We start from the raw sequence: 13,581 nt of genomic DNA on the forward strand, positions 1-13,581 counted from the left end.
AGGTAAAGGTCCGGTAAAGGTCTACGGACTACAAACCAAGCGCTTTCAAGCGGCGATAGAGGGTTCGCTCGCTGATGCCAAGGTGACGGGCCAGCTCGCTGCGTGATCCCTGGAACTGCTCCAGTGCGTGCGCGAGATCACCTAGATCGTTTCGCCCTCTGCGCATGGCCACTGCCTGCTGTCGCCCGACCTCTTCAGGGAGGTGCTCGGGTCGGATCAGCCCGTCATCGGCAAACAACCGAGCCCTTTCCAGGATGTTGCGCAACTCGCGAATGTTTCCGGGGAAGGCATGCAGCTTGAGTTGCTTCAGCGCCGCCTCGGTCAGGCTCGGTGTCGGCTTGCCAGTCATGCGTTGCAGCAGACTCTCGGCCAGCAGCGGTAAATCCTCCACGCGCTCGCGCAACGCAGGCAAGCGGATGGGGAAACCGCTGATGCGATAATACAGGTCTTCTCGGAACGTCCCCTCAGCCACCATTTTCTTCAGCGGCTTATGGGTCGCCGAAACCAGACGGAAATCCGAATGCACGGTGCGCAGGCTGCCAACCGGGCGGAAGCTCCCGGACTCGATCAGGCGCAGCAGTTTGACCTGCATCGCCAACGGCACTTCGCCGATTTCGTCGAGGAACAATGTGCCGCCATGGGCGGCCTCGGCCAAGCCGATCTTGCGCTGATTGGCGCCGGTGAATGCCCCCTTCTCGTAGCCGAACAGCTCGCTTTCGAACAGCGACTCGGTCAGGCCGGTACAGTCGACGACTACCAGCGGACCATTAGCCCGTGGGCTACCCATGTGAATAGCGCGGGCAAACAGCTCCTTCCCGGTACCCGACTCGCCCTGCAGCAGCACCGGAATCTGCGCAGGAGCCGCACGCTGAAGGCTGGCCAACGCGGTTTTGAAAGCAGGCGCCCGCCCGACCAGCCCTTGTTCCTGAGGTTGTGCGGAGGCCAGGGTGATGCTGGTCAGCCGCTCGACGAAAGCCACCACCCTGCCCTGCTCATCGAGGATCGGCCGCAACTCTACATCCACATGCTCAGGGCCACGCGGCGTGTGATGAATATGCAGCACTCGCTCCGGCACTTTGCTGTCCCACGCCTTGCGCATCGGGCAGTGCTCACCGGCCTGGTCACACGGTACAGCGTAGTGATGCGACACCCGGTGGCATTTCTCACCCAGCGGGGCCTGTTCGTTTCGACCGAACTGCCGCCGATAGGCCGCGTTGGCCGCAAGGATGTTGTAGCCGGTGTCCAGGACGATGGCAGGCACGGCATCGTGCTCAAGGTAGGAAACCAGGGCTAGGATGAGTGGATGAGATTCAGGCATGACGGCACCGATTGGATAACCTGGCGCAGGGTAACAAGGACTGCCAAACACTGCCATTGGCTGACAGTCGACTGCCAAAGGTACTGCCACCGGCACGTACAGCGGTGATCAAGGGACCGTGTTCATGGGCCCGGATGTGCAAGAGCGCCTGGCATGCATCTTGATAATCCTCCTCCCACTGCCTGCGCCCGTACAAGCTGAGGCAGACCATTTGGAGAACGTGATGATCATCGGCAACAACCTTCACGTGGAAGCCTTCTACGACGAGGCGACCTCGACCATCAGCTACCTGGTCATGGACCGTGAAACCCTCCAGTGCGCACTGATCGACAGCGTGCTGGACTACGACCCCAAGTCCGGGCGCACTTGCACCGCTTCGGCGGATCGCCTGATCGACCGGGTGACAGAGCTCAAGGCCACCGTGCAGTGGGTACTGGAAACCCACGTGCATGCCGACCACCTCTCGGCGGCGGCTTACCTCAAGGGCAAGCTTGGCGGCCATACCGCCATCGGTGCGCACATCACCCAGGTGCAGAAAGTCTTTGGCGCGCTGTTCAACGCCGAGCCTGGCTTCGCCCGTGATGGTAGCCAGTTCGATGTGCTCTTCGAAGATGAAGAGGGCTTCTGCATCGGCAACCTGCATGCTCGTGCGTTGCATACCCCCGGGCATACACCGGCATGCCTCAGTTACATGGTCGTGGACGCGGGTGAGACGGTGGTGTTCGTCGGCGATACCCTGTTCATGCCTGACTACGGCACGGCCCGCTGTGACTTCCCCGGCGCCGATGCGCGCACGCTGTACCGCTCGATCCGTCGGTTGCTGGCGTTCCCCGACCAGACGCTGCTGTTCATGTGCCACGACTATCTGCCAGGCGGGCGCGAGATGCGCTACGTCACCACGGTGGCCGAGCAGCGCGCCAGCAATATCCACATCCACCAAGGCATTGATGAGGACAGCTTCGTAGCCATGCGCGAAGCCCGCGACAAGACCCTCGACATGCCCGTGCTGATCCTGCCTTCGGTGCAGGTCAACATGCGCAGCGGCCAGCTCCCGGAGCCTGAGGAAAACGGTGTGAGCTACCTGAAGATCCCGCTGAACAAGCTTTGACTGCCCTGCCCCATTACCAGAAATTCCAGGATTGACTGCCATGCCTGCCAATGCCGACCACCACAAGGTGGTCATCGTCGGTGCCGGTGCCGCCGGTATCGCCACTGCTTCCAGCCTGATCGCCCGTGACCCGTCACTGGACATCGCCCTGATCGACCCTGCCGACGTGCACTACTACCAGCCAGGCTGGACTATGGTCGGCGCTGGCGTCTTCAGTGCGCCGAGCACCGCCCGCACCATGGCCTCGGCCATCCCGCGCGGCGTGCGCTGGATCAAGGCGCGCGTCCAGGGCTTCGACCCATCTGCCCAGTTGGTCACCCTGGAGGGAGGCCGCGCCATCAGTTATGAACAGCTGGTGGTCTGCCCTGGCCTCAAGCTCGACTGGGAGGCAATCGACGGGCTCAGCGAAACCCTTGGCCGCAACGGTGTCACCTCCAACTACCGCTACGACCTGGCACCTTACACCTGGGAGCTGGTGCAAAAGCTCAAGCAAGGCCGTGCACTGTTCACCCAGCCGCCGATGCCGATCAAGTGCGCTGGCGCGCCGCAAAAGGCCCTCTACCTGTCGTGCGACCATTGGCTGCGCAGTGGACGGCTGGGCGACGTGAAAGCCAGTTTCTTCAATGCCGGTGCAGTGCTGTTCGGCGTTCCCGATTATGTGCCAGCGTTGATGGCCTACATCGACAAGTACGGCGTGGACCTTAATTACAGCCACCGGCTGGTGGCCGTGGATGGGCCCAATCAGCGTGCCACCTTCGTGCGTACACTGGCCGACGGTAGCACTGAAACCCGTGCCGAATCCTTCGACCTGTTGCATGTGGTACCGCCACAGGTTGCCCCGGACTTTATCCGCCAGAGCCCCTTGGCCGATCCAGCCGGATGGGTCGATGTCGATCCGCATACCTTGCGCCACCGCCTGTTCGCCAACATCCACGCACTGGGCGATGTGGCCAACACCAGCAATGCCAAGACTGCCGCAGCGGCGCGCAAGCAGGCGCCAGTGGTAGCCAACAACGTGCTGGTAGCGCTGGGCCGTCTCCCTGCCCTGGCGCAGTACGACGGCTATGGTTCCTGCCCGCTGACCGTCGAGCGCGGCAAGATCGTCCTGGCCGAATTCACCTATGGCGGCAAGGTCGCTCCGAGCTTTCCCCGCTGGCTGCTCGATGGGCGCCAGCCGACACGCCTGGCCTGGCTGCTCAAGGCACGCGTACTGCCGCCGCTGTATTGGCAGGGCATGCTCAAAGGCCGAGAATGGCTGGCGCGCCCGCAACCGTTGGACACCGAGGCCGCACAGTGATCGAACATCAACTGCTGGGCGCTGGCCTGGGCGCGATCATCGGAGCGGTGCTGGCGCTGACCGGCGCCGGTGGTGGCATCCTGGCGGTGCCGCTGCTGGTGTTCGGGCTGGGCCTGTCGATGGTCGAAGCGGCACCTATCGGGCTGCTCGCCGTGGGGCTTGCGGCGGCGGTGGGTGCGGTACTCGGCTTGCGCGAAGGGCTGGTGCGTTATCGCGCCGCCCTCTTCATCGCCTTGATCGGTATCGCAGCGGCACCGTTCGGCCTGATGCTGGCCCACCGCTTGCCCAATACACCCTTGGCGCTGGTGTTCGCTGCCGTGCTGATCCATGCCTGCCTGCGCATCTGGCGCAAGGCAGCCAAAGAGCTGCGCGGCGAAGGCAGTGAAGCCCATCGCTACATCGAGCCTTGCGTGCTGAACCCGTTGCAGGGGCGCTTGCGCTGGACGCTACCTTGCGCACGCGCCCTGGCATTTACCGGGGCCATGTCCGGCTTGCTGTCCGGCCTGTTGGGAGTAGGCGGCGGCTTTGTGATCATCCCCGCCTTGAACCGCTACACCAACCTGCGCATGAAGAGCATCGTCTCGACCTCCCTGGCCGTCATCGCGCTGGTTTCCACGGGGAGCGTGGCCAGCGCCAGCCTGGCCGGTGTGATGCATTGGCGGATTGGCGCACCTTTTGCCATTGGGGCGGTGATCGGCCTGTTGCTGGCTCGGCCACTGGCGGCCAGGATCGCCGGGCCTCGCCTGCAGCAGATGTTCGCTGTCGCCGGTTGGCTGGCGGCCGTGCTGCTGGCTGGCAAGGCGCTATTGGGCTAGCAGCTCGTCCTGTTCCGCCGCGCACAGCGCCAGCAGGTAGTCCCACACCACCCGCAGGCGCACCGACTTGTGCAACTCGCGGCGGGTACAGATCCAGTAGCTGCGCTGGATGGTCTCGCTGGGCAGCACGCGAACCAGCGTCGGGTCATGGCGAGCCATGTAGTTGGGCAGCACAGCGATGCCCAGCCCTGCGCGTGCGGCGGTTTGCTGGGCGATGACACTGGTACTGCGGAAGGCCACGTTCGGTGCACGGCAGAAGCTGTTGAGAAACAGCAGTTCCTGGCTGAACAGCAAGTCGTCGACATAGCCGATCCAGCTATGCCGCGCCAGGTCCTCGCGGTTACGCAGAGGCGGTGCCCGGTCCAGGTAGCTCTGGCTGGCGTACAGCGCCAGGCGGTAGTCGGTGAGCTTGCGGGTGATCAGCAGGTCGGCGTTGGGGCGCTCCAGATGGATGCTGATCTCCGCTTCGCGGTTGAGGATGCTGACGAAGCGCGGTACCGCCACCAGTTCTACCTCCAGCCCCGGATAGCGGGCGAACAGCTCGCTCATGCGCGGGGTGAAGAACATGATGCCGATGCCTTCGGTGACCCCCAGGCGAATCTTGCCCAGCGGGGTGATGGCCTGGGTGATTTCTTCCTGCGCCAGCAGGGCAACGTTCTCCATGGCTTCGGCGTGCTTGAGCAGCGCCTGGCCCGACGGGGTCAGTTCATAGCCTTGGGCATGCTGCACGAACAGTGGCGTGCCCAGGCTCTTCTCGATGCTTTCGATATGCCGGGCCACCGTGCTGTGGGTGGTATTGAGGCGCTTGGCCGCGCTGAGCAGGCGGCCACTGCGCTGCAACTCGAGGAAAAACCGCAGATCGTTCCAGTCGAACATGCTGATCCTTGTGGATGTTCGTTCCGGCCCCTTCCCGGCTGAAGCCGCTCCCGCAGACAACGCTATCCCTGGGGGAGCGGCTTTAGCCGCGAAGAGGCCAGTACAGACTTACCGCTGTGCTAAAACGCACAGCGGCTGCGTGAAATCTCGTGTTTCCATGGCGAAATTACTCACTAAGATGGATCGGAACAAGAATAAAAATCAGGCGCGAGGTTGCACATGCCATCAGCCGATTCTGTCTTCGACTACGTGGTCGTAGGCGCTGGCCCCGCCGGCTGCCTGCTGGCCAATCGTTTGTCCGCTGATCCTTCCAGCCGCGTGCTGCTGCTCGAAGCCGGTGGTCGCGACAACTATCCCTGGATTCACATCCCCGTCGGTTACCTCTACTGCATCGGCAACCCGCGTACCGACTGGTGCTTCAAGACCGAAGCACAGCCCGGTTTGGGCGGCCGCGCGCTGGGCTATCCACGGGGCAAGGTGCTCGGCGGCTGTTCTTCGATCAACGGTATGATCTACATGCGCGGCCAGGCCGCTGATTACGACCTTTGGGCTGCACAAGGCAACGAAGGCTGGGCCTGGAACGACGTACTGCCGTTGTTCAAGGCCAGTGAGAACCACTTTGCCGGTGCCAGCGAGCACCATGGCGCCGAGGGTGAATGGCGAGTCGAGCGCCAACGCTACAACTGGCCGATCCTCGATGCCTTCCGTGATGCAGCCGAGCAGAGTGGCATCGGCAAGGTCGATGACTTCAATACTGGCGACAACCAGGGTTGTGGGTACTTTCAGGTCAATCAGCGCAGCGGTGTGCGCTGGAACGCCGCCAAGGCTTTTCTGCGGCCGATCAAAGACCGCCCCAACCTCACCGTGCTGACCGGCGTGCAGGTTGACCAGGTGCTGTTGAACAACACCCGTGCCCGTGCGGTCAAGGCGCAGTGGCAGGGCACCTGGCATGAGTTTGCTGCGCGTCGCGAGATCATCCTCTGTGCTGGCGCGGTGGGCTCGCCCGGTATTCTCCAGCGGTCCGGCATTGGCCCGCGCAAGCTGCTCGAAAGCCTGGGCATCGGCGTACGCCACGACATGCCCGGCGTTGGCGGCAACCTGCAGGATCATCTGCAGCTGCGGCTGATCTACCAGATCCGCAATACGCGCACCCTCAACCAGATGGCCAACAGCCTGTGGGGCAAGCTGGGCATGGGCCTGCGCTATCTCTACGACCGCAGTGGTCCGCTGGCCATGGCGCCCAGCCAACTGGGTGCCTTCGTACGTTCGAGCCCGGAGCAGGCCACACCGAACCTGCAGTATCACGTGCAGCCGCTATCTCTGGAGCGTTTCGGCGAGCCTCTGCATCAGTTCCCGGCGTTCACCGCTTCGGTGTGCAACCTGCGCCCGGCCAGCCGGGGGCGCATAGATATCCGCAGTGCAGACATGAACAGTGCGCCGCGGATCGACCCCAACTACTTGAGCGCCCCCCAGGACCTGCGCGTTGCCGTCGATGCCATTCGCCTGACTCGGCGTATCGTCCATGCCCCCGCCCTCGCCGTTTTCGATCCCCAGGAGTATCTGCCAGGCCCGACGCTGCAAACCGAGGAAGAACTGTTCGAGGCGGCCGGCAAGATCGGCACCACCATCTTCCACCCCGTCGGCACCTGCCGCATGGGCAACAGCGACCTGGACGTCGTGGATAACCAGCTGCGCGTGCACGGCATACCTGGCTTGCGCGTGGCCGACGCCTCGATCATGCCGCAAATCACTTCCGGCAATACCTGTTCCCCCACCCTGATGATCGCCGAGAAGGCGGCGCAACTGATCCTCAAAGGAGCGGCAACCCAGACTTACCTGAACGAAGACGCCATACCGACCCCCTGACCGGGAGCATGCAACACCGGCAGCTCGCGGTCACAAGCTGCCGACAGTGGAACAACAAGAATAATCACTGTGGCCTGCGGGCCGAGGACAGCAACGATGTCGGATTACATCCAAGAGCAGGGTGCGACGGCGAGCACCTCCAGCCGTCGTGAAGAACGCAAGATCATTTTCGCGTCATCCCTCGGGACAGTTTTCGAGTGGTATGACTTTTTTCTCTATGGGGCCTTGGCCGCCGTTATCAGCAAGCAGTTCTTTGCTGGGGTCAACGACACCACGGCCTTCATCTTTGCCCTCATGGCGTTTGCCGCTGGCTTCCTGGTGCGGCCGTTTGGTGCGTTGGTGTTCGGCCGCCTGGGTGACATGATCGGGCGCAAGTACACCTTCCTGGTGACCATCGTGCTGATGGGCCTGTCGACGTTCGCTGTTGGCCTGTTGCCCACCTACGCCAGCATTGGCATCGCGGCACCGATCATCCTGGTGATCCTGCGCATGCTCCAGGGGCTGGCGCTGGGCGGTGAATACGGTGGTGCCGCCACTTACGTGGCCGAGCACGCGCCACCCGGCAAACGTGGCTTCCATACCGGTTTCATCCAGTCGACCGCGACCCTGGGCTTGCTGCTGTCATTGCTGGTGGTGCTTGGCAGCCGTTACATCAGTGGTGACCAGTTCGAAACCTGGGGCTGGCGCCTGCCGTTCCTGCTGTCGATCATCCTGTTGGGGATATCCACCTGGATCCGCATGAGCATGCACGAGTCGCCGGCCTTCGTGAAAATGAAGGCCCAGGGCAAGGTCAGCAAGTCACCGATCCGCGAGTCGTTCACCTCCTGGCCCAACCTGAAAGTCGTGCTTACCGCGCTGTTCAGCATCAATGCCGGGCAAGCTGTGACCTTCTACACGGCGCAGTTCTATGTGCTGTTCTTCATGACCCAGATGCTCAAGATGGACCCTGCCCAGGCCAATACCCTGCTGATCATCAGCGTGGTGATCGGCGCACCGTTCTTCGTGTTCTTCGGTTGGCTTTCCGACCGCATCGGGCGCAAACCGATCCTGATGCTCGGCCTGCTGCTGGCCACCGTGCTGTACTTCCCGTTGTTCAAGGCCCTGAGCCACTACGCCAACCCACAGATCGACGCCGCCAGCCGCCAGGCCCCTATCGTGGTGACCGCTGACCCGCAAGGCTGCACCTTCCAGTTCGACCCGGTTGGCAAGGCACGTTTCGACAGCCCCTGCGACAAGGTCAAAACCTTCCTGGTCAAGCAGGGCCTGCCATACAGCTCGGTGAACGTGGCCGGCAGTGATGTGGTGGTGAACATTGGCGACAAGACCATCAACGGCTTCGACGAAACGGCCATGCGCACGGCGATCGCGCAGGCGGGCTACCCGGCCAAGGCCGAGCCGGGGCAAGTCAACCAGGTGATGGTGGTGGTGCTGATCGTGGCAATGATCCTGATCGCGACCATGACCTACGGTCCGCTGGCGGCGGTGATGGTCGAGCTGTTCCCGACCCGTATCCGCTACACCTCGATGTCGCTGCCCTACCACATCGGCAACGGCTGGTTCGGTGGCTTCCTGCCCACCGTGTCGTTCGCATTGGTGGTGTATACCGGGGATATCTTCTATGGATTGTGGTATCCGGTGCTGGTGACCGGCATCAGCTTGGTAGTGGGGATGTTCTGCTTGAAAGAAACCAAGGACGTGGATATCGACAAAGTCTGACGCTATCACCGAGCCATAAAAAAACCGGCTGTAAAAGCCGGTTTTCTTATGCCATGGAAAAACTTATGCACGTTTTTCAGAAAATTGTCATGCGCCGAAATAAATAGCTAATTCATATACTTAGCGTTGAATCCGGGCACTCGGTCAAAAAATTGCTCACAAGTTATCCACAGATCGTCAAGCCATCTGCTCTTGCGGTTTTTCATCCACTGGCGGCAGCGATCCCATGGCCCGCTGGGTAGCTTCGTTCCACGCGGCGGCACGGTCGTTGAGCTCGGCAATGGCCCGCGGCCCGGAGCCCTCGGCGTACATCGGCTTGCCGATCACTACCTCGATGGTGCCTGAGCGCTTGCCCCAGCCAGTCTTCGGCCAGAATTTGCCAGCGTTATGGGCAATCGGCAGCACTGGCAAGCCAGCATTCACCGCCAGCGCGGTGCCGCCTCGGGAGAATTTGCCCACGGTACCGAACGGTACACGGGTACCTTCCGGGAAGATCAGCACCCAGGTTTTCTGCTTGAGCAACTCGTCACCCTTGCTGGCCACCTGACGCAGTGCCTCCTTGGGGTTGTCGCGGTTGATCGCGATGGGCCGCAGCATGGCCATGGCCCAACCAAAGAAGGGTACATACAGCAGCTCGCGCTTGAGCACCTGGCTCAGCGGCGAAAAGTACTGGGAAAGGAAGAAGGTTTCCCAGGTGCTCTGGTGATTGGACAGGATCACGCAGGGCTCATCCGGTACGTTCTCGGCACCTGTGACCTTGTAGTCGATACCAAGGATGGTGCGCACCAGGAACAGTGCGCAACGGCACCAGTACACGTTGATGAACGTGTAGCGCTTGGGGAACGACAGGAACGGCGCGACGAAAAAGCTCAGCGAGCACCACAGCAGCGAACTGGTGCCCAGCAGCAGGTAAAAAAGAACGATTCTGATCGCCTGCAGGATCGACATAGTGGCAAGTACCGTTGCGGGGCGTGCCCGCCTAGGAAAAATGCGCCCCTGGGGGCGCACTGTTTAAATTAGTTCTCTGGCGATGGCTGCCAGATCGTCGAAAATCAGTGTAGTTTCCGGGACGCCTTTTTCCAGGGTCCGCTCGCCCTTGCCGGTTTTCACCAGCACGGGTTGTGCACCGACGGCCAGGGCGGCCTCCAGGTCACCTTTGCTGTCGCCGACGAACCAGACGCTTTCAAGGCCCGTCTGGTAATGCTCGGCGATCGCCCGCAGCATGCCTGGCTTGGGCTTGCGGCAATCGCAGCCTTCGTCAGGCCCGTGCGGGCAATACACGATATGGCCGACTTCGCCGCCCTGCTCGGCCACCAGCTCGCGCAAGCGCGCATGCATGGCCTCGAGGGTAGCCAGCGGGTAGTAGCCTCGGGCGATGCCGGACTGGTTGGTGGCCACAGCCACCGTCCAGCCCGCCTTGCTCAACTGCGCGATGGCCTCGACCGAGCCAGGGATCGGGATCCACTCTTCCAGCGTCTTGATGTAGGCGTCGGAGTCGTAGTTTATTACCCCGTCACGATCGAGAATCAGCAGTTTCAAGGCTTACCCCAGCAGCGAAATGTCGGCCACGCCCAGGAACAGGCCGCGCAGGCGGCTGAGCAGGGCATAACGGTTGGCACGTACCTTGGCGTCTTCGGCATTCACCATCACCGCCTCGAAGAAAGCGTCGACCGGGTCACGCAGGGCCGCCAGACGGGCCAGCGATTCGCTGTACTGGCGGGCAGCTGCCATTGGTTGCACGGCCTGGTCGGCCTGCTGGATGGCCGAGTACAGGGAGAACTCGTTGGCGTTGTCGAAGTATTTCGGCTCGACCTGGTCGGCGATCGCGCCTTCGGCCTTGCTCAGCAGGTTCGACACGCGCTTGTTCACCGCGGCCAGGGCTTCGGCTTCCGGCAGTTTGCGGAAGGCCTGCACAGCCTGCACGCGCTGGTCGAAGTCCAAGGCCGAAGCCGGCTTCAGGGCACGTACCGACAGGTAGGTGGCAACGTCGATGCCTTCGTCTTCATAGCGTGCACGCAGGCGATCGAAAATGAACTCCAGTACCTGGTCGGCCAGGCCAGCGGCCTTGACCTTGGCACCGAACTGCTTGACCGCGAACTCGACCGCAGCGGTCAGGTCCAGGTCCAGCTGCTTCTCGATCAGGATGCGCAGCACGCCCAGGGCGGCACGACGCAAGGCGTACGGGTCCTTGCTGCCGGTGGGGAGCATGCCGATGCCGAAGATGCCGACCAGGGTGTCGAGCTTGTCGGCGATGGCCACCGCAGCACCGGTGAGGGTCTGCGGCAGCTCGGCGCCAGCACCGCGCGGCATGTACTGTTCGTTCAGGGCCAGGGCAACGTCTTCCGGCTCACCGTCGTTGAGCGCGTAGTAGTAGCCGGCAACCCCCTGCATTTCAGGGAATTCGCCGACCATCTCGGTGGCCAGGTCGCACTTCGACAGCAAGCCGGCACGGCCAGCGCGCTGGGCGTTGCCGCCGATCAGCGGGGCGATGAAGGCTGCCAGCCTGGAAACGCGTTCGGCCTTGTCGTAGACCGTGCCCAGTTGTGCCTGGAACACCACGTTCTTGAGGCGCTCGTTGAAGGTTTCCAGCGGCTGCTTCTTGTCTTGCTTGAAGAAGAACTCGGCGTCGGTCAGGCGCGGGCGCACGACCTTCTCGTTACCCTGCACGATCTGCCTGGGGTCACGGCTCTCGACGTTGGCCACGGTGATGAAGCGCGGCAGCAGCTTGCCTTCGCTGTCCAGCAGGCAGAAATACTTCTGGTTGTCCTGCATGGTGGTGATCAGGGCTTCTTGCGGCACTTCGAGGAAACGCTCCTCGAACGAGCACACCAGCGGTACCGGCCACTCGACCAGGGCAGTCACTTCGTCCAGCAGCGCTGGAGGCACGATGGCGCTGCCTTCCTGTTGCATGGCAAGCTCGGCGGTGCGCTTGCTGATCAGCTCGCGGCGCTCGGCGAAGTCGGCCAGCACATAAGCTTTGCGCAGGTCTTCGACGTAGTTGGCCGGCGTGGTGATGACCACGTTCTGTGGGTGGTGGAAGCGGTGGCCACGGGATTCACGGCCGGCCTTCTGCGACAGGATGGTGCAGTCGACCACCTGGTCGCCGAGCAGCATCACCAGCCACTGGGTCGGGCGCACGAACTCTTCACGGCTGGCGGCCCAGCGCATGCGCTTGGGGATCGGCAGGTCGTTGAGCGAATCCTCGACGATGGTCGGCAGCAGGCTGGCGGTGGCCTTGCCTGGGATGTGCTGGGAGAAGCGCAGCTTGGCGCCGCTCTGGTCGATTTCGGCCAGCTCTACGCCGCACTTCTTGGCAAAGCCCAAGGCAGCCTGGGTCGGCTCGCCGTCTTTGAAGGCCGCCTGCATGGGCGGGCCGTCGATGTTGATGCTGCGGTCAGGCTGCTGCACGTCGAGCTGGCGGATCAGCACGGCCAGACGGCGTGGTGCGGCGTACACCTGCTTGCCGGTGTAGTTCAGGCCAGCGGCCTGCAGACCTTTTTCGATGCCGGCCAGGAAGGCGTCGCCGAGGCTGGCCAGGGCTTTCGGTGGCAGCTCTTCGGTGCCCAGTTCTACCAGGAAATCTTGAGCACTCATTGTGCAGCCTCCAGCTTCGCCAACACTTCGTCACGCAGTTCAGGGGTGGCCATCGGGAAGCCCAGGCGTGCGCGAGCTTGCAGATAGCTTTGCGCCACGTCCCGGGCCAGGGTACGTACACGCAGGATGTAACGCTGGCGCTCGGTTACCGAGATGGCGCGGCGGGCGTCCAGCAGGTTGAAGGTGTGCGAGGCCTTCAGGACCATTTCATAGGTCGGCAGCGGCAGCTCCAGCTTGATCAGGCGGTTGGCTTCGCTTTCATAGAAGTCGAACAGCTCGAACAGCTTGTCGACGTTGGCATGTTCGAAGTTGTAGGTCGACTGCTCCACCTCGTTCTGGTGGAACACGTCGCCGTAGGTGACCTTGCCGAACGGGCCGTCGGCCCACACCAGGTCGTAGACCGAGTCGACGCCCTGGATGTACATGGCCAGGCGCTCGAGGCCGTAGGTGATTTCACCGGTGACCGGGTAGCACTCGATGCCACCTACCTGCTGGAAGTAGGTGAACTGGGTGACTTCCATGCCGTTCAGCCAGATTTCCCAGCCCAGGCCCCAGGCGCCCAGGGTCGGCGACTCCCAGTTGTCTTCGACGAAGCGAATGTCGTGGACCAGCGGGTCCAGGCCAATGGCCTTCAGCGAGCCGAGGTACAGCTCCTGGAAGTTGGCCGGGTTCGGCTTGAGGACCACCTGGAACTGGTAGTAGTGCTGCAGGCGGTTGGGGTTTTCGCCATACCGCCCGTCGGCAGGGCGACGGCTAGGCTGCACATAGGCCGCGTTCCAGGTTTCTGGACCCACGGCGCGCAGGAATGTAGCGGTGTGGAATGTGCCGGCGCCTACTTCCATATCGTAGGGCTGAAGCACCACACAACCTTGAGCCGCCCAGTAGTTTTGCAGGGCGAGGATCAGGTCTTGGAAGGTACGCACGGCTGGCGTAGGCTGGCTCACGAAATTCACCTGTATCTGGGGATGCGGATGTAAAGAGCGGGAGTATA

11 protein-coding genes are annotated in these 13,581 nt (G+C 62.5%); 5 read left to right on the forward strand and 6 right to left on the reverse strand.

Going from position 1 to position 13,581, the window contains the following annotated elements; all coding sequences use genetic code 11:
- Positions 1-28 precede the first annotated feature (28 nt).
- Positions 29-1,318 carry a sigma-54 interaction domain-containing protein gene (locus ACTORR_RS14490; protein ID WP_313364643.1) on the reverse strand — a complete coding sequence of 430 codons (1,290 nt, stop codon included), beginning with the start codon at positions 1,316-1,318 and terminating at the stop codon, positions 29-31.
- A gap of 223 nt (positions 1,319-1,541) precedes the next feature.
- Between ACTORR_RS14490 and ACTORR_RS14495 the strand changes: the two genes are divergently transcribed.
- From ACTORR_RS14495 to ACTORR_RS14505, 3 genes are read left to right on the forward strand one after another with little or no spacing between them, the layout of a single operon-like run.
- On the forward strand, positions 1,542-2,426 hold the full coding sequence (locus ACTORR_RS14495) for an MBL fold metallo-hydrolase (RefSeq protein WP_054884430.1): 885 nt from the start codon (positions 1,542-1,544) through the stop codon (positions 2,424-2,426).
- Positions 2,427-2,466: 40 nt separating this feature from the next.
- Positions 2,467-3,723, forward strand: coding sequence for an NAD(P)/FAD-dependent oxidoreductase (locus ACTORR_RS14500; protein ID WP_249342222.1), 1,257 nt, complete (start codon positions 2,467-2,469; stop codon positions 3,721-3,723).
- On the forward strand, positions 3,720-4,538 hold the full coding sequence (locus ACTORR_RS14505; protein ID WP_313364642.1) for a sulfite exporter TauE/SafE family protein: 819 nt from the start codon (positions 3,720-3,722) through the stop codon (positions 4,536-4,538). Before ACTORR_RS14500 ends, ACTORR_RS14505 begins: the two co-directional genes overlap by 4 nt.
- On the opposite strand, the gene ACTORR_RS14510 is transcribed toward ACTORR_RS14505, so the two are convergent.
- A complete protein-coding gene (locus ACTORR_RS14510) occupies positions 4,527-5,414 on the reverse strand; it encodes a LysR family transcriptional regulator (protein ID WP_054884427.1) in 888 nt (295 codons plus the stop codon). The two genes, ACTORR_RS14505 and ACTORR_RS14510, sit on opposite strands and share 12 nt — an antisense overlap.
- A gap of 219 nt (positions 5,415-5,633) precedes the next feature.
- Here ACTORR_RS14510 and ACTORR_RS14515 point away from each other — a divergent pair, with 219 nt between their 5' ends.
- Both ACTORR_RS14515 and ACTORR_RS14520 read left to right on the forward strand, forming a co-directional pair.
- Positions 5,634-7,280: a GMC family oxidoreductase gene (locus tag ACTORR_RS14515; RefSeq protein ID WP_313364641.1), complete on the forward strand. Its 1,647-nt coding sequence runs from the start codon at positions 5,634-5,636 to the stop codon at positions 7,278-7,280.
- 96 nt (positions 7,281-7,376) lie between these two features.
- Positions 7,377-8,996, forward strand: a complete 1,620-nt coding sequence (locus ACTORR_RS14520) for an MFS transporter (protein ID WP_054884425.1) — start codon at positions 7,377-7,379, stop codon at positions 8,994-8,996.
- A gap of 177 nt (positions 8,997-9,173) precedes the next feature.
- On the opposite strand, the gene ACTORR_RS14525 is transcribed toward ACTORR_RS14520, so the two are convergent.
- The 4 genes from ACTORR_RS14525 to glyQ form a co-directional block, all read right to left on the reverse strand.
- Positions 9,174-9,944, reverse strand: coding sequence for a lysophospholipid acyltransferase family protein (locus ACTORR_RS14525; protein WP_054884424.1), 771 nt, complete (start codon positions 9,942-9,944; stop codon positions 9,174-9,176).
- Between the two features lie 63 nt (positions 9,945-10,007).
- Positions 10,008-10,535, reverse strand: a complete 528-nt coding sequence (gene gmhB, locus ACTORR_RS14530) for a D-glycero-beta-D-manno-heptose 1,7-bisphosphate 7-phosphatase (protein WP_054884423.1) — start codon at positions 10,533-10,535, stop codon at positions 10,008-10,010.
- 3 nt (positions 10,536-10,538) lie between these two features.
- Positions 10,539-12,590, reverse strand: a complete 2,052-nt coding sequence (gene glyS, locus ACTORR_RS14535; RefSeq protein ID WP_054884422.1) for a glycine--tRNA ligase subunit beta — start codon at positions 12,588-12,590, stop codon at positions 10,539-10,541.
- Complete coding sequence (gene glyQ, locus ACTORR_RS14540) at positions 12,587-13,534, reverse strand: glycine--tRNA ligase subunit alpha (protein ID WP_003253126.1); 948 nt, start codon at positions 13,532-13,534, stop codon at positions 12,587-12,589. The genes glyS and glyQ overlap by 4 nt, the downstream gene beginning before the upstream one ends.
- Between the last annotated feature and the right edge of the window lie 47 nt (positions 13,535-13,581).

Origin of the sequence: Pseudomonas sp. SAR267 (genome assembly GCF_052077595.1) — a bacterium.
Taxonomy (GTDB): domain Bacteria; phylum Pseudomonadota; class Gammaproteobacteria; order Pseudomonadales; family Pseudomonadaceae; genus Aquipseudomonas; species Aquipseudomonas vlassakiae.